This window comes from Streptomyces seoulensis (assembly GCF_022846655.1).
GTDB lineage: Bacteria > Actinomycetota > Actinomycetes > Streptomycetales > Streptomycetaceae > Streptomyces.
In genome coordinates, this window is sequence record NZ_AP025667.1 from 2,673,409 (window position 1) to 2,689,354 (window position 15,946).

The 15,946-nt window shown below is 66.9% G+C and carries 10 protein-coding genes and 1 pseudogene; 5 read left to right on the forward strand and 6 right to left on the reverse strand.

The window, feature by feature from the left end; translation table 11 throughout:
• Positions 1-179 precede the first annotated feature (179 nt).
• The 3 genes from HEK131_RS12470 to HEK131_RS12480 form a co-directional block, all read right to left on the reverse strand.
• Positions 180-890: a hypothetical protein gene (locus HEK131_RS12470; RefSeq protein ID WP_244334971.1), complete on the reverse strand. Its 711-nt coding sequence runs from the start codon at positions 888-890 to the stop codon at positions 180-182.
• Between the two features lie 234 nt (positions 891-1,124).
• Positions 1,125-2,414, reverse strand: coding sequence for a hypothetical protein (locus tag HEK131_RS12475; protein ID WP_244334974.1), 1,290 nt, complete (start codon positions 2,412-2,414; stop codon positions 1,125-1,127).
• Positions 2,415-3,785: 1,371 nt separating this feature from the next.
• On the reverse strand, positions 3,786-4,748 hold the full coding sequence (locus HEK131_RS12480; protein WP_244334976.1) for a hypothetical protein: 963 nt from the start codon (positions 4,746-4,748) through the stop codon (positions 3,786-3,788).
• A 465-nt stretch (positions 4,749-5,213) separates the two neighbouring features.
• On the opposite strand from HEK131_RS12480, the pseudogene HEK131_RS30275 reads away from it, so the two are divergent.
• From HEK131_RS30275 to HEK131_RS12505, 5 genes and pseudogenes are all read left to right on the forward strand, one after another.
• Positions 5,214-5,334: pseudogene (locus HEK131_RS30275) on the forward strand (IS5/IS1182 family transposase); the annotation flags it as partial.
• A gap of 87 nt (positions 5,335-5,421) precedes the next feature.
• Positions 5,422-5,739, forward strand: coding sequence for a hypothetical protein (locus HEK131_RS12490; protein ID WP_244334979.1), 318 nt, complete (start codon positions 5,422-5,424; stop codon positions 5,737-5,739).
• Positions 5,736-7,187, forward strand: coding sequence for a hypothetical protein (locus HEK131_RS12495; RefSeq protein ID WP_244334982.1), 1,452 nt, complete (start codon positions 5,736-5,738; stop codon positions 7,185-7,187). Before HEK131_RS12490 ends, HEK131_RS12495 begins: the two co-directional genes overlap by 4 nt.
• 408 nt (positions 7,188-7,595) lie before the next feature.
• Positions 7,596-9,680 carry an ATP-dependent nuclease gene (locus HEK131_RS12500; RefSeq protein ID WP_244334984.1) on the forward strand — a complete coding sequence of 695 codons (2,085 nt, stop codon included), beginning with the start codon at positions 7,596-7,598 and terminating at the stop codon, positions 9,678-9,680.
• Positions 9,677-11,491 (forward strand): UvrD-helicase domain-containing protein, encoded by a 1,815-nt coding sequence (locus HEK131_RS12505; RefSeq protein WP_244334986.1) that lies wholly within the window; start codon positions 9,677-9,679, stop codon positions 11,489-11,491. The genes HEK131_RS12500 and HEK131_RS12505 overlap by 4 nt, the downstream gene beginning before the upstream one ends.
• Before the next feature lie 502 nt (positions 11,492-11,993).
• Here the strand turns inward: HEK131_RS12505 and adh are convergent.
• From adh to HEK131_RS12520, 3 genes are all read right to left on the reverse strand, one after another.
• Positions 11,994-13,517, reverse strand: a complete 1,524-nt coding sequence (gene adh, locus HEK131_RS12510; protein WP_244334988.1) for an aldehyde dehydrogenase — start codon at positions 13,515-13,517, stop codon at positions 11,994-11,996.
• A gap of 56 nt (positions 13,518-13,573) precedes the next feature.
• Positions 13,574-14,908 carry a GAF domain-containing protein gene (locus HEK131_RS12515; protein WP_244334990.1) on the reverse strand — a complete coding sequence of 445 codons (1,335 nt, stop codon included), beginning with the start codon at positions 14,906-14,908 and terminating at the stop codon, positions 13,574-13,576.
• A 77-nt stretch (positions 14,909-14,985) separates the two neighbouring features.
• Positions 14,986-15,582 carry an N-acetylmuramoyl-L-alanine amidase gene (locus HEK131_RS12520; protein ID WP_217463967.1) on the reverse strand — a complete coding sequence of 199 codons (597 nt, stop codon included), beginning with the start codon at positions 15,580-15,582 and terminating at the stop codon, positions 14,986-14,988.
• Positions 15,583-15,946 lie beyond the last annotated feature (364 nt).

The window sequence follows — 15,946 nt, forward strand, 5'->3', positions numbered from 1 at the left end:
TTCCACAACAACCTCGCCTTGATCGCCCTGCCCCGTCCCCGGACTGAGGTCGAATTGATCCTCGACGGACTTGGTTAGTCAGGTGAGGTGACCTGTCCAGGCATGCTCATGGTCGCGCGTAAAGGACGCCATTACTGCAAGCTCCTGCCGCTGCGTCAATGACATGCTAGGGAGTTTGTTCATGGCGCCTCGTGTGACGACTGGGGCCGTGCTGGGTTTGGAGTGATGAACACCGCGAGGTAGCGGAATTCGCTACTTGGGCCCTCAAACTGGGTGTACGGACGCCAGGCGAGCGTGTAGGCACCGCGCAGCACTCGGGTGTTGTCCGGGAAGGAACCGCCGGCCCACAGCAAGGTGCCGCTCAGTTGGCGCCCGTGGTGGATGCGGAACTCCTCGTCCCTGGTGGGCATCCTGCGTTGCCTGGGGCGCCACAGGGCCGCCTCGTTTGTGATGAGCAGGGCCAGCCCGTTCTGGTCCTCGCGGTCGCAGAAGCGTTCCAGCCTTGCTACGTCCCGCAGGAAGTCCCTACGTGCGACGTCTGGGGCGTTGTGTCCGCGCAAGGCGTACTCCTCGGGAGGCGTCCCTGCTGTACCCGACCATTGTCGGGTCACGTACTTGAACTCGATTGCCGTACGGCTCGCCGGCCCCAGGCACAGTAGGTCCAGGTACTCCGAGGCGTTGCTTCCGCGTACCGGTATCTCGAGACGGCACCTGACATCCGGTGCGACCTCGCCTACAGCGAGGGCGAAACTGTGCTGGAGATCGGCTTCGGAGTGGAACATCGGCCGCCGCGCGCGTAGACACTCCAGGACTTCGTCCAGCGTGGCGCTACCCGCGATCGTCTCCAGAGTGGCGGGCGGAGGCGGGGGTGTTGGCATCGGCGTGGCCATGACGCCATTGAAGACTGTGCGGCCTGCCCATGTCAGCTGACGTCGACTACCGTCGACAGGACGTCGGCACATCGCTGGACGCCGAGGCGCTCATGATCCGCCGAACGCATCTTCAAAGGGGCCGATACCGAGGATGCCGTCGGGCGGCAGCGATCTCCTAAAGAAGGTTGGTACGACGGAACCCGGGCTTGCTCGACTACTGGGTGCAGCGGCGGGGTGCATCGTGACCGACGGTTATCGAGTCGCGCCTCGGGAGCACGTTCCGCACGCGGTACGGCCTCCTCTGAGGCTGGTCAGGGTGAGGGTGATGGCCGTGCTGCACCTGCAGCGGCAGCGCCACCGGTCGGTGGTCTTCCCCGGATAGGGCTCCAACGGCTCGAACCCGGCGGCGCGTGCCTCCGCGGCGACTGTCGCGGGATCGGTTCGGCCACCGGATCGGGGGCACTTCTTGCAGCCGGTGGTGCCCGACCGGATGGAGGACAGGCGCGTCGCTACTTCGTTTCCACAGGAACAGCGGCAGCGCCAATGGTCCGTGGTGCGGCCGGGGTACGGCTCCAGCGGCTCGAACCCGGCCGCTCGCACTTCGGCGGACGCACGCTCGTCGGTTGCCGAGTTGAGGGCACAGAACCGGCAGCCCTTCGAACCGCTGTTGACGTTGGAGTAGGTGGGGCTGGTTTCGCGACCGCATGTGGTGCAGCGGCACCGCCACGGCGTTTGGCTGCCCGGATAGGGTTCCAGCGGTTCGAGTCCGGCGGTGCGCATGGTTTCTCGGGCCTTCGGCGCGTTCGTGGCGGCGCGTTTCGCCTGGGTCTCCTTTGCCCGGCAGACGCGACAGCGCTGGCCCGCGTTACGGACGGCGTTGAACGTAGGACGCCCCTCGTGCCCGCAGGTCGTGCAGCGCGAGGGCCAAGTCGCGTTGGTGCGGCCGGGATATGGCACGAGTGGCTCGTATCCGCAAGCCCGCATCTCAGCGGCTGCGGCCTCCGCGTCGATGAGGACCGCAGCACGTGGTCGGCCGCCAACTCGGGGCGCATAGGGTTTTTCTGCGCTCCGTGTTTCCTCATCGACCATGGCCCAGACCTCGGCCGCCGTGATGCGGGCTGCGGAGCAGGTCTCGGTCCAGCCGTTCGGCATGACGTCGCTCGTGAGGAAAGGAACGAGTCCGGCCTGACGCAGGCGGCCCAGCACGGCCTGCTCGACGTCGTAGGCGGCTGCGCCGGTGGTGAATTCACGGGCCTGATGCAGTTGCCAACCCTGGCGTTCGTGTTGGATGAGGCGAGAGGTGTAGCCGGTGCAGGCGCCGATCCCGATCTTGACGGCTTTCCACTCCTGGTGGGTGATCACGTAGACCTTCGACGGTCCTGCCAGGTCGATGCCGTGGGTGGCACAGAACTTGCATCCTCCACCAGCACGGATCTTCATGAGCGTCGGGGAGACCTCGTTGCCGCAGGTTGTGCAACGGCACCGCCACGCAGTCACCGAGGTGGCATAGGGCTCCAGCGGCTCCAGCCCGGCCGCGCGCATGGCAGCCACCGCGCTGTCTGGTTCGGTCTTTCTACCCGCTGCCCCCCTCACGTCGGCGCAGTGCCGACAGCCGCCTTGGCCCGCCAGAATGCCGCCCAAACTCGGTGACGTCTCTCGCCCACAGCCGTTGCAGCGACACCGCCACGCCTTGTCACGACGCCCGGCGTACGGTTCGAGCGGGTCCAGGTCGGCGGCACGCATGAGGGCCTCGGCTTCGTCCGCGGGCCAGCGGCGTCGGCCACCCGGGGAGGGAGGGCAGTATGGGCATGCCCGAAGGCCGCGCCTGAGGTTGCTCAACCTGATCTCGACGTCTCGGCCGCACGGGAGGTGGCGGCAGTGCCACAGCCCGCTCGGTCCCGGGTAGGACTCCAGCGGCTCGAGGTCGAAGTCCTTCGCCTCAATTGCGGCCCGGTCGCCGTCCGTGCGGGGCAGTTCGCGGCGACGCGACCATGCCCGGCTGATGCCCTGCCCGGCGTTCTTGCGCCCGCATGGGCCGCAGCCCCCTTGTCCGCCCTTGACCGACCCATGGGTGGGTGTCCCGATCGTGCCGCATGTTGCGCAGCGGCACCGCCAGGGGATGTCGGTCCCGGGATAGGGCTCCAACGGTTCCAGACCCGCCGACCTCATGAGCGCGGCGGCCTGGTGGGGATCGACCGGCGCGTTCGGTGCGCACCATCGGCACGGTCCCCCTCCGCGTTTGATGTACGAGTAGCGCGGCTTGACCTCCCGACCGCACGGCACGTGCCGGCAGCGCCAAGGGGGTGTCGCCCCGGGATACGGCTCCAGCGGTTCCAGGCCGGCCGAGCGCATCAACTCCACCGCCTCCTCCGGAGGAATCGATGCCGTGCCTGAGCAGTACCCGCAGCCGCCCTGCCGGCCCGCGGCAATGTTGCCCAGCCGCGGTGACACTTCTCTCCCGCACGCTTCATGGCGGCAGCGCCAGGGCTTATCACTTCCTGGATAGGGCTCCAGTGGTTCGAGCCCGGCATCCCGCAGAATCAGCACCGGATCGCGTGGATCCTTCCGCGGACGTCCCGTCGCCACCCGGCCTCCTTCTGAAGTGCCCGCTTCCGGGGTGAGGATCGCACGCGGCACTGACAACGGCCTTGTTCACGTCAGGAGCTTGCGGCGGGCTTCATCGCGGGCTCTCCTTGCCCAGCCCTTTCCGGGCTGTCCTCTTCGTGGTCTTCGGCAGCTCGTACATCGGCAGGCCGCTCCCGCCGCGAGGAGCCTTCACTCGCGATACGGACTCGTTCAGGGCGACCATCAGGTCCAAGAGCTCTCCCAGTGCTGCCGACGGTTCGGCGCTGCTTACGGGTATCGACGGATCGCTGCTCACTGCATGACCCTTGCCCGGCGGCCGTCCATGCCTCAGCCATCGAGGAGATCACCCTGGGGGAGGATTCCCGGCATGTAGCCCCTGGCAGGGGACAGATCCCGCCAGTCGAGGTCCCCCTCCTCCACGGACACCACTCGCCAGTCGTCCTCCTCGTTCATGCTGCGGAACGCCTCGTGCAGGAAGTCGGGGAGCACCTCGCTGTCCCGACGGCCCGGGCGGCGCCGGTCCTCAGGAACCGTCCAGTCTGCCGCGAAAAGAGTGCCGTCGATGTAGAGCGTGCGCTCCTGGCGAGGCCGGTGGCGGGCGAGCAGGCCCAGGATGTCGTCGCGAAGGCCCGCGACTTCGTTGCGTCGAGCCGCCCGTTCCACACGCTGCAGCACCGGCGCCAAGACCCCGAGCGTCACGCCGAGCGCCGCGAAGCCAGCCACGACGTAGTCGCCCAGAATGAGTGGTTCCTGATGGGCGAAGGCGTCCAGGAACGGCGTGTAGTAGGCCAGCACATGTAGGTCCGGGTCGACGGGAAGGTCTACGGCGCGAGGGTCGGCTGTGTCCGGGTCGATCGCCGTCAGACGCATGGGGCTATGGGGGGAGGAGAAGTGCACCGCGCTCGCGTATGCGATCTTCGGCACTTCGCCCTTAATGGTCTTGACTGTCCTCTTCTGTTCCTCCATGGCTTCGCGCAGTTTCTTCGTCAGCGGGCCTGAGCCGCCCTTGGCTTCCGCGACGACATAACCGCCGACGGTCCGCTCTCCGAAGAAGTCCGCCCGGCTCCGGCCGGGGGCGAAGGTGAGGTTGTAGGCGGAGGCGTAGCGGGCGACGTGCATGAAGAACCGGACGGATAGCTGCCTCTCGGCGAAGATCTGGCACATGGCCTGCCCCAGGGTGTAGGACAGCATGCCCTTCTCGGAGGGGTCGAGTTCGCGGGCGAGGTCGGTACGTGTGATGCGACGGATCGGATCATCGCTCCAGTTGAGATAGGCGGGCAGGACCGCCACCCTGTGGCACCACTCGTACGCCGATGGCCTCCCGTGCTTGGTTTGGTCGTACGGGGCCCTGCCCGTGATGAACAACGCGCGCCAAGTCTTGCGGCAGGACTGGCAGAGCCTGCTTGACGGGGACTCCGGTACTGGCTGGGAAGAGCGTGGCATCGGTGCGCACGTGCGCGGGGCCATTGAAGAACATCGTCGCCGCTTTCCGGTTTCAGGGCCGTCATACACCGACCGTGAGGATCGTCGTACCGGCATCTCTCTATCACCCTGGTCCGCAGTCCGCCCCGGCATCAGCGGAGACGGAAGCGATCCCCCGGGAACCCTGGCTCGCCGCATGGCTCCGGCCACGCCAGGCGCCTGTGTCCGCGTGCCGCCCTGATGGCGACGGGCGCGTCGGACCGCGCCGGCCATCAGTCACCGAAGCGACCCACGACAGCCGTATGTTGCTGGAAAGTGAGCGTCGGCGTGGGCCACCACATCATCCGGATCTGTGAGCGACAAGGCGTCCCTGTCCTCGCCGACCGCGCCTATACCGGCGCCGGCCCTCCACGTCGCCGCCGGCCTCAAACGACCACCCGGGGGCGAACTCACCCGACGTTGCGCTACCGCGGTCCTCCAGCGAAGACGGCGGTGTCCGAGTCCCGATCCGGGAACCGGCGACCAGTTGTAGGCTCCCGCCATGCCGATCTTTGAATACCGGTGCGAAGCCGCGAACTTGAAGGTGCTAGCACGGGAAATAGAGGCGGATCAGCACCTCGCCGGAAAGTGCTCTCTCGCCCTCACGCCCCTGCAGCAGAACAGGCGCGACTCCTTACGCCACGCCCACTGGGCGGAGATCTCCATCTCCGTCGCCGCCGGACTGGCCACGAACACCCTGTATGACGCCTTGAAGGCATTGGTCGAGCGGGCGCGTGACCGGGGGCCAGTGGAGGAGGCGCCTCCTCGACCGGAAGACGACGACCAGGGTGCGGACGGCTCGGAAGGGGTGAACCGGTGACCGTCCACTCTCCACGTCTGCGGAACTCGAGCGGCGCCGAGTTGAATCTGCGCAGCCAGATCCTCTTCCAGGATCAGACCCGCACGCGCACCAGCGATCTTGTGACGGCGGTCGGCTCCTGGCACAAGACCTACGTCCACGAGAGCAGCCACTGGGCGCGATATCACGGATCCACTGTCGGCATTCTTCTGAGCCTGCTGCGGCGCACGAGGGACCAGTTGGCCGCGTACACGATCTCTCACCTGCCCCGGCAAGACGTGGAGCATCTCCACGAGGACCGGAGCAGCGGACTCCCCTTTTTCTCCCTCGAGCGCTACCCCAAGCACGCCCAGGGGGAACTGAAATACAGCGAATTGGATTGGCTCAACCTCTACTTCGCCTACTACCTCCTCTTGGACCCGGAGGGTCTGACGGAGTTCGACACCGCCACCTGGGACACGCGGGCGGCAATGGAGCACTCCCTCGAAGACATGTGGCGCCAGGGTGCGGGCATGGAGATGGTCGAGTGTCCCGATGACGTACGCGTCGGCATCGACGGGCCCCTGAAGCTCGTGCACACCTCCGAGGGCCCGCTCACCACTCGCGTCCTCTTCGAGTGCGCGGCGGTGCTCGACGAACTCTTCCAGTTCGAGGGCGCCTTCATACGGAAAGCTGACCCGGCGCTGCGCGAGTTCTTGCTCGAGGTGCTGAACGGCGAGTATGGGATGCCGTGTCGCCTGGCACGTGCTCTCGCAGGGTGCACCCTCGGCGGAAGTACCGTCCTGGCCCTCATCGACTTCGCACTGAACCCTGTGGTGCCGGGCTTGAACTCCGACGACCCGTCCGTCGACTGGAAAGAGCTCTACCCTCCCTACCGGTTCGTGACGGCAGCCAAGGCGATGACGGGCTGGGAGACGGACCTGGAGTTCCAGTATCCGAGCCACGAGGCGACGGTCCACTTCCAGCACGTGCTGGCCAAGCGCAGTGGGCTCCGGATGGGAAGCGTGGCTTCCCGTCTATCCGACCTCTCGACCCTCCGGGAAGCCGCCACGGCCCCCATGCACCTGTCCGCGCGTACGCCTGCCGTGTCCCTCATGTGCGCTTCACGTCTGCTTGCCCTGCGGGAAAGAGACGTCTGTTCGATCTCGCACTACGGCGTCAATTTCCTGGGCGAGAGAGCGACCAGGTTCATCAAGCCCGACCGGGACATGCAGTGGCTGTTCCCGGTGTTCCAGGTGAGTCAAGGTGAGTACCGGTGGCCGGCGGAGCACGTGGGCCTCGATGAGGCGACGGACCTACTGATAGGTGCCGCGGTGGCGTCGGCGTACGACGACATCCTGCACGGCGTCGGCCCTCTCGCTCACGACCACCTTCCCCGCAGCCTCTTCGACGACGTCGGACAAGTCGAAGCGCTGAACCAGGTCCTCAAGGACTCGACGGGACTGGACATAGGCTGGCATCGGACCTGATGCGGACCCATTCACCGCTCCTGGTGCAACGCCTTCGCTGAGCACCGGTCACGCTGTGCGCCTCGTACATGGCCATCCCTCACCCGGTCCGTCGGCCTATGAGGTGGTGGCCGCATGGGTGCCGTATCTCGAACATTCGGGAGTGAATTCAGATCGATAGGTGACCGAAACTGAATCAAATGCGACCGCTGTGCATTTAGAGAATTATGGTGACAAGATGCGGCCCCAGATCCTGAGGGGGTGACGGCATCTCATGGGGCTTGTGGCTTCCTTTGCTGTGTGTTCCCGCCGGACGTCCCAGGGTGTGTACGAGCGCAGCAAGGAGCCGCGATGACCCAGCCCAGTGATCCGCGTGCCATCCCAGGCCCGCGAGACGGCTCCGCCGAACCACACGGGACCGTAGTCCCGGTGCCGCCTCGGCTCACCAAGGCGGTCATCCGCAACTTCCGGCTGCTCCGCAGAACCGAGCTTTCCTTCACGGACAAGGTGACACTGTGCGTCGGCCGCAACAACACGGGAAAGACCTCGCTGGCAAAACTGTTCGAATTCTTCGTGGCGAGGAAGAAGGCCGCGCTGCGCATCGAGGACTTCTCCGCCGACTGCTACGAGGAGTTCCTCGCCGCCCATCGCCTCTTCGCCTCGGGTGAGGCGGAGCAGGCGCGCGACACGGTTCCGGAAGTCACCCTCACCCTCCACATCTCCTACGACAAGGACTGCGGCCAGTACGGACCCCTGGCCCCCTTCGTGGTGGACCTCGATCCCGACTGCTCCGAGGTGGTGATCAGGTTCGCCTTCGCGTTGGGGGAAGGTGCGCTGGAGGAGTTCTTCGGCGGCGTGCCGGTGGGGCCGGATGCCACGGCCACGCTTGAGCAGCTGGGCAGAGGCATCCCGAAGCACTTCGAGATGTCGGTGATGGCGGTCGACCCGACCGATGAGGCGAACGTCCGACCGGTCGACCTCGCGGACGTGCGCACCCTGGTGAGGGTGGACTTCGTCGAGGCGCAGCGAGGGCTGGACGACGAGAGCGACGGGCATGCCGCACCAATCGGAGCGGTCTTCGAGCAACTGCTGACCGCAGCGGAGAAGAGCCAGAACGCGACGTGGCTGGAGGAGCTCGCCGCGAACATCGACAGGACACTCGTGGACACCTCCGGCAGTCTCGACAGCAGCCTCCAGAAGGTCCGCGAACGGGTGGCGCCGACGTTGAAGGCATTCGGCTATCCGGGTCTGGCCAACCAGGAGTTCGTCACGGCCGCCCGGCTGGACTCCAAGAGACTGCTCAGGAACTTCGCGCGCATTCACTATCCGGGAGTGGCCGGTGTGCGGTTCCCGGAGTCGTACAACGGCCTCGGTACGCGGAACTTGGTGATGATTCTGCTCAGGCTCTTCACTTGCTACCGCGACCACACGGCGACCTCTCCCGAGTCGGGGATCCATCTCGTCTTCCTGGAGGAACCGGAGGCCCATCTGCATCCGCAGATGCAGGAGGCGTTCATCCAGCGACTCACGTACTCCGTCAATCTGTTCCCCCGGATCGACGCGCAGATGAGAGCGACGATGCCCGGGCAAAAGGGAGCGGTCGAGGAGAGCAGCACCGCAATCGACAGCAGCCCCCGGTGGAACGCTCAGTTCGTGGTGACCACCCACTCGGCACACGTGGCCAACCGAGGACACTTCTCCGACATCCGGTACTTCCGGAAGGAGGAGGACACCGTGGAGAGCGGAAGCGAGCCGGGGCCGGCCCGCACCTTCATCAAGGACCTGTCCCAGGTGACCGGCGACGAGAGGTTCCTCCGCAAGTACCTGACCCTCACCCGGGCCGACCTCTACTTCGCGGACAAGGCCATCCTCGTCGAGGGCGCCAGCGAGCGTATCTTCGTCCCGGCTGCGGAGGAGAAGCTGGCGGCGAGGAGGCCCGGAGAGACGCCCCAGCACCAGTACGTGACCTTGATGGAGGTCGGCGGGGCGCATGCCCACAGGTTCTATCCGCTGCTGAAGGTCCTCGGGATCCCAGCCCTGATCATCACGGATCTTGATCCCGTCGACGACAGGGAGCCCAAGATCCGCAAATGCCTGGTGTCCGAATCCGGACGCACGTCCAACCAGTCCATCAGGGCGTGGTCCCCCGAGATGGCCGACATCACGGTGGCCGAGCTGCTGCAGCGGGCCGAGACGGACCCGCCGATCGCCGGCGGCAGCATGTGCCTCGCCTACCAGGTGCCGGAGGAGCCCGGCGGTCCGTGCGGCCGCACTTTCGAGGACGCCTTCGCGCTGGCCAACCGGGGCCTGTTCGGTATCCCCACGGGTGCCGCTCCCGCCGAGGAACTGGAACAACAGGCCCGTAGCAGCCTGGAGACCAGGCGCAGCAAGGTCGACTTCGCCCTCGACCACGTCCTCGGAGACCACGACTGGCAGGTCCCGAAGTACATCAGGCGCGGCCTCGAGTGGCTCATGGCACAGGACGGGACGGCGACGAAGGTGGACGTCCAGTGACGACCGAGGCGCAAGATGTCACGCACACGATCCTGACGGCTCTCCAGGCGGGCCGTCACTTCAAGGTGGAGGCCGGTGCCGGCGCGGGCAAGACCAGCTCACTGATCGAGGCGCTCCAGAGCATCCTGGCTGACCGCCCCCGCTACCTCCCGCGGCCCCACCAGCGCATCGCCTGCGTCACCTACACCAATGTGGCCCGCGACGAGATCATCAGCCGTACCGACCGCAGCCCGTACGTGTTCGCCGAAACCATCCATGGTTTCCTGTGGCAGCTGCTCTCCCCTTTCCGCAAGCACCTGTTGCGCCACATCGTCGAGCTGGACATCATGCTGTCGAAGATGGAGGGCCACACCTCACTGGACGGCTACACCGTCGAGTACAGCACCGGCTTCCAGAAAGTGGACCACGACAGCCGTCGCGTGCAGCTGGGTCACAACGATCTGCCCATCCTCGCGAGGGCGTTTTTCGCCCTTCCCAAGTTCCGGGCCCTGGCTGCCGACCGGTTCCCGATCGTCTTCGTGGACGAGTACCAGGACACCCCCGCCGGTCTGGCGGAGGCCATGCTGGGCACGCCGGGCGATGAGGCCACCGCGCGCGGCCCCCTCTGCGGCTTCTTCGGGGACCATTGGCAGCAGATTTACGACAACGCGTGCGGGGCACTCGAGGACGCCCGCCCGACACCGGTCTTCAGACGGCGCAATCGGCGCTCGCAGCGCGCCGTCGTGAACCTCCTGAACACGATGCGTCCCGAATTGACGCAGACCATAGCGTCAGGAGTTGGCGAGGGCACCGTCGCCGTCTATCACACCAACGAATGGGCCGGGACGAGGCTCACTCACCACCGGAAGGGTCAGCTCGGCTGGGACGCGGCCCACGCGGCTCGGAAATGGGTACTGGACGACGTCCGCGACCGGTTATGGAGCACCGGGGCATCCGGTCACGATGCCCAGGCGCGGGCGGAGGAGCCCAGCACGAAGATCCTCATGCTCACGCACGAGACGATCGCCGGCGAACTGGGATATCAGAAGCTCCACGGGGCCTTTCGGCGCAACGATTCCTACGTGAGGAAGGAGGACCACGCCATGGCCTTCTTCATGGACACGCTGGAACCGGCCCTGCTCCACCACCGGAACAAGCGCTACGGCGCGATGTTCGACGCACTCGACCCCCGTGGCCGCCCACCCATCAACTCGTCGGCCGACAAGCAGGAATGGATGGCGTTCCTGACGAAACTGGGGGAGGCCCGCAAGACTGGAACGGTCGGCGACGTCCTCGACCTCTGTCTTGAGCAGCAGCTCTTCGACGGCCTGGGGAAGGTGCGCGAGCGTCACCGGAAGGCCGTGTCACCATCCGGCACCGACCCGCAGGCTGTGAGTGACGACAAGGCCGAAGCCCGGGCGGTGGCGCGGTCGAAGGAGTACCAACAACTGCGCCATGTGCCGTACGCGGAGTTGCTGGCGTTGAACGAGCACCTCGGCGGCGGCACGCCCTTCGCCACACAACACGGAGTCAAGGGAATGGAGTTCAACCGGGTCCTCGCCGTGGTCAGCAAGGGACACTCCCGATTCCAGATCCCCGAGATGCTGGCTAACTTCTCCCGGCGTGACGAACTGATGGACAAGGAACTGGAGGCGTTCATCAGGGCACGCAACCTGTTCTACGTGGCATGCTCACGGGCCAGAGAGCACCTGGCCATCCTCTTCACCACGAAACTTGAGCCCGCTGCACTGGACACCCTCCGGGACTGGGTCGGCGAGTCGCGGGTCACGGCGCTGCGGTTCGACGGGGATACGGTGGTGGGTGGCGAATGAGGGACGAGGCAGGCCGGATGGATCCCCAAGCCAACCCCGACAAGGGATGCCCTGGGTTGCTGGTCGCCCGGATGCGATCGCCTCATGACGACCTCGGGCAGCTCCCGGTCGCCCAAGATCACGGAGGAGGTGGGCGAAGGTCGGAGCGCCGGTCAAACACCGGATCGCCTCGCAGGCCGTGGTCATCCGCACCGACGCATGGCTCACCGAAACACCGCTCGCCCCCACCAGGACCGTACGCTTCACCCGCATCTGACCCTACTAGCACTGGATTCGCCAACGGTGTCCTTCAAGGGACGCCACCGGCGTATGCGGCACTGACACGGCCTTGTTCACGCCGGGTGCGGCTCGCGGGGTGACGTTCTCCAGCACAAATTTGGTCCGTGACTGGTCCGAGTGGAACTCCACTGGGCGCCAGAGAGTAACTAGAAGAACCCGACTGATTGTATTGGGTAGCTATCGTGTCGGGTTGCCTGGAGCGCATCGGTGCCTCCAGGCAACCCTAGAAGAACCCAAGTTTCTTCGGGCTGTATGAAACCAAAACGTTCTTGGTCTGCTGGTAGTGCTCCAGCATCATCTTGTGGTTCTCCCGGCCGATTCCGGACTGCTTGTAGCCGCCGAAGGCCGCGTGGGCCGGGTAGGCGTGGTAGCAGTTGGTCCAGACGCGGCCTGCCTGGATCGTGCGGCCGGCGCGGTAGGCGGTGTTGATGTCGCGGGTCCAGACGCCCGCGCCGAGGCCGTACAGCGTGTCGTTGGCCATCTTCATCGCGTCGTCGAAGTCGTCGAAGGACGTCACCGAGACGACCGGGCCGAAGATCTCCTCCTGGAAGATCCGCATACGGTTGTCACCCTCGAAGATGGTCGGCTGGACGTAGTACCCGCCCTTCAGCTCGCCGTCGTACTCGATGCGTTCGCCGCCGGTGAGGACCTTGGCGCCCTCCTGACGGCCGATGTCCAGGTAGGAGAGGATCTTCTCCAACTGGTCGTTGGACGCCTGGGCGCCGATCATCGTGTCGGTGTCGAGAGGGTGCCCCGGCTTGATCTGCCGGGTGCGGGCCACGGCCGCCTCCATGAAGTCGGCGTAGTGCCCGCGCTGGACGAGCGCCCGCGAGGGACAGGTGCACACCTCGCCCTGGTTGAGCGCGAACATGGTGAAGCCCTCGAGGGCCTTGTCCCGGAAGTCGTCGTCGTGTGCCCACACGTCGTCGAAGAAGATGTTGGGCGACTTGCCGCCGAGCTCCAGCGTGACCGGCTTGATGTTCTCGGAGGCGTACTGCATGATCAGCCGCCCGGTCGTCGTCTCCCCGGTGAACGCCACCTTCGCCACCCGAGCGCTGGAGGCCAGCGGCTTGCCCGCTTCCACGCCGAAACCGTTGACGATGTTGACCACGCCCGGCGGCAGCAGGTCGGCTATCAGGCTCATCCAGTAGTGGATGGACGCCGGGGTCTGCTCGGCGGGCTTGAGGATGACCGCGTTGCCTGCGGCGAGCGCGGGTGCCAGCTTCCAGGCGGCCATCAGGATCGGGAAGTTCCACGGGATGATCTGTGCGACGACCCCGAGCGGTTCGTGGAAGTGGTACGCCACGGTGTCGTCGTCGATCTCGCCCAACGACCCCTCCTGCGCGCGGACCGCCCCCGCGAAGTAGCGGAAGTGGTCGATGGCCAGCGGGATGTCCGCGGCCAGCGTCTCGCGGACCGGCTTGCCGTTCTCCCAGCTCTCGGCCACCGCCAGGGCTTCGAGGTTGGCTTCCATCCGGTCGGCGATCTTCAGCAGGATGTCCGAACGCTGCGTCACCGACGTACGGCCCCAACCGGGCGCGGCCGCGTGCGCCGCGTCCAGGGCCCGCTCGACGTCCTCCGCGGTACCGCGCGCGATCTCGGTGAACGGCTGCCCGTTGACCGGCGACGGGTTCTCGAAGTACTGCCCGCGCGCCGGCGGTACGTACTCCCCGCCGATGAAGTGGTCGTAGCGCGGCTGGTAGGAGACGATCGAGCCCTCGGAGCCGGGCGTCGCGTAACGGGTCATGCTGGTCTGCCTCCCGGTGCAGCGCTGCCCGCCGTTGGGCAGCTCCCGTCGTGAGGCTAGACAGGCGGACGTTGCGAGTATGTTGCACCGCTGGTCGCCCAAGGAGTCCGGCGGACGTCGGAGCGGCGGCTCGGCAGCCCTGATACGGCCAGTTCGGCTTCCAGCGCCGCAAGTCGTGCCCGCACGGGAGCCGTCGGCCGCACTGCCGCCAGAGCCTGCCAGGCCAGCAGGTCGTGCTCGCCCCAGGGTGCGTGCGCCCAGTCCGCCAGCAGGTCCGGGTCGCTGCGGGTGATCAGCGCCGTCCGCAGGGCGCTCGCGAGTCGACGCCGCAGCCGCACGACGGCGGGTGCCTGGGAGCCCGGCAACAGCGGACCCCGGTACGCCCGTGCCGCGGCCGTGAGCGCACCCGTCTCCAGTTGCCGCTCCACCAGCGTCGCGTCGCACTCGACCGGCAGGGACAGCCGGTACGGACGGGATGCCAGCAGCCCGGGTGGCAGCAGCGGACGCAGCCTGGCCAGCTCGGCGCGCAACGTCACCGGTGTCACCGACTCGTCCGCGTACAGCGCGCACAGCAGCTCGTCCCCGGACATGCCCTCGGGGTGGCGGGCTAGGAGCACGAGAATCTCACTGTGCCGACGGCTCAGCCTGATCCTGCGGCCGCCTCCTAGGCGGAGTTCCGCCTCGTCCCGGCCCAGGGCGCTCAGCGTGATGCTGTTCTCCGTCTGCCTCGGTGGGGTGAGCAGGGTGAGCTGGGACTCGGCCGCGCGTGCCACCGCCTGTACGAAGCCCAGGCTGTGCGGATGGGCCAGGCCGTCCCCTCCGGTGATGTCGACGGCCCCCAGCACCCGGCCGGTGTGCGGATCGTGGATCGGCGCGGCCGCGCAGGTCCACGGCTGCACCCGCCTTATGAAGTGCTCCGCCGCGAAGACCTGCACCGGACGGTCCACGGCCACCGCCGTGCCCGGCGCATTGGTGCCTACAGCCGCCTCCGACCAGCGCGCACCCGCCACGAAGTTCATCCGGTCCGCCAGCCGCAGCGTCGTCGCGTGCCCTTCGACCCACATCAGCCTGCCGTGCGCGTCGCACACCGCCAGCAGATGCGAGCCGTCGGCGGCGAACGTGCCCACCAGTTCCCGGACCAGCGGCATGACCTGGGCCAGGGGGTGCTCGGCGCGGTAGGCGCCGAGGTCGTCATCGGTCAGTTCCACGCTCGCCGTGCCGTCGGGCCCCACGCCGGCCCGCGCACTGCGCCGCCATGACTCGGCCACCACGGGTCGGACCGGGCGCGGAACGGTGCCGACGGTCGTGAACGTCTCATGCGCCCGATGCAGCGCTCGAACTCTTTCGCCTGGGTCGGCTCCCGGCTCAAGAGCCACCCACTGATCGGTCAACTGGTCCTCCCTGCGCGGGAATCCACTGGGACATCCTCACGCGCGGTTTCCCCGCGGACAACCGGGGCGGTGTGAGGTCAGGAGAAATTGACAAGTCTGATGTAGCGGACCCAGTCCCAGTTCACTCCTGGGTCGGTGTGGTCGGTGCCGGGGACCTGGAAGTGGCCGATGATGTGCTCCCTGTCCTTCGGGATGCCGTACTTGTCGCAGACCGCGGCCGTCAGCCTGGCCGACTGCTCGTAGAGGGCGTTCGTGAAATAGGCGGGCTGGTCCACCCAGCCCTCGTGCTCGATGCCGATGCTGCGGGTGTTGTAGGACCAGTTGCCCGCGTGCCAGGCGACGTCCGCCTCCCGGACGCACTGGGCGACATGGCCGTCCGCCGAGCGCACGAGGTAGTGCGCGGACACCTTCTTCTCGGTGTTCCGGAAAATGGCCAGCGTGTCGGTGTAGGTCTCCTGGGTGACATGGATGATCACGCGGTCGATCTTGTAGGCCGTGGGACGGCTGGAGACCGTGTAGTTACCGCTGCTCGCGGGCTGCCACTCTCCGGACGGGTAGTCCACCGCCGCCTGCGCGGCCGCCTGCGGGCCGGGGAGGAGGGCGTAGGGGACAGCGGCCAGTGCCGCGCCCTTCAAGACGCCGCGTCGGGTGAGGTGGGTACGGGGCTGGTTCATCTCCATCGTCGGCTGCCCTTCAGCAGTATGAGGTGGCACCCGCCTCGGGTGAGGAGGCAGGTGCGTGTGCGGGGTCCGGGCCCTTGAGATTCGCCTGCGGATGCGAGTGTGCGTCGAGGGGCACGCACAGCTCAGAAGAGTTCTGCACGTATGGCCGACAGGGTGTCAGCTCGTGTCGGCGGGAACCAGGAATGGCCGTGGTGGTGTCGGCTCTGTCGTCGCGCGCCGGTCGATTCCGCGTACATGTCTCCCCCGATGCCGGTGTCAGCCATTGCTCAGCACGTGTTGCGGCCTGCGCTTCCGCCGCCCGGTCGGGCGGTTGCGGCTCGCGTGAATCACGTTACGGCGCGGGGGAGTTGGGCAG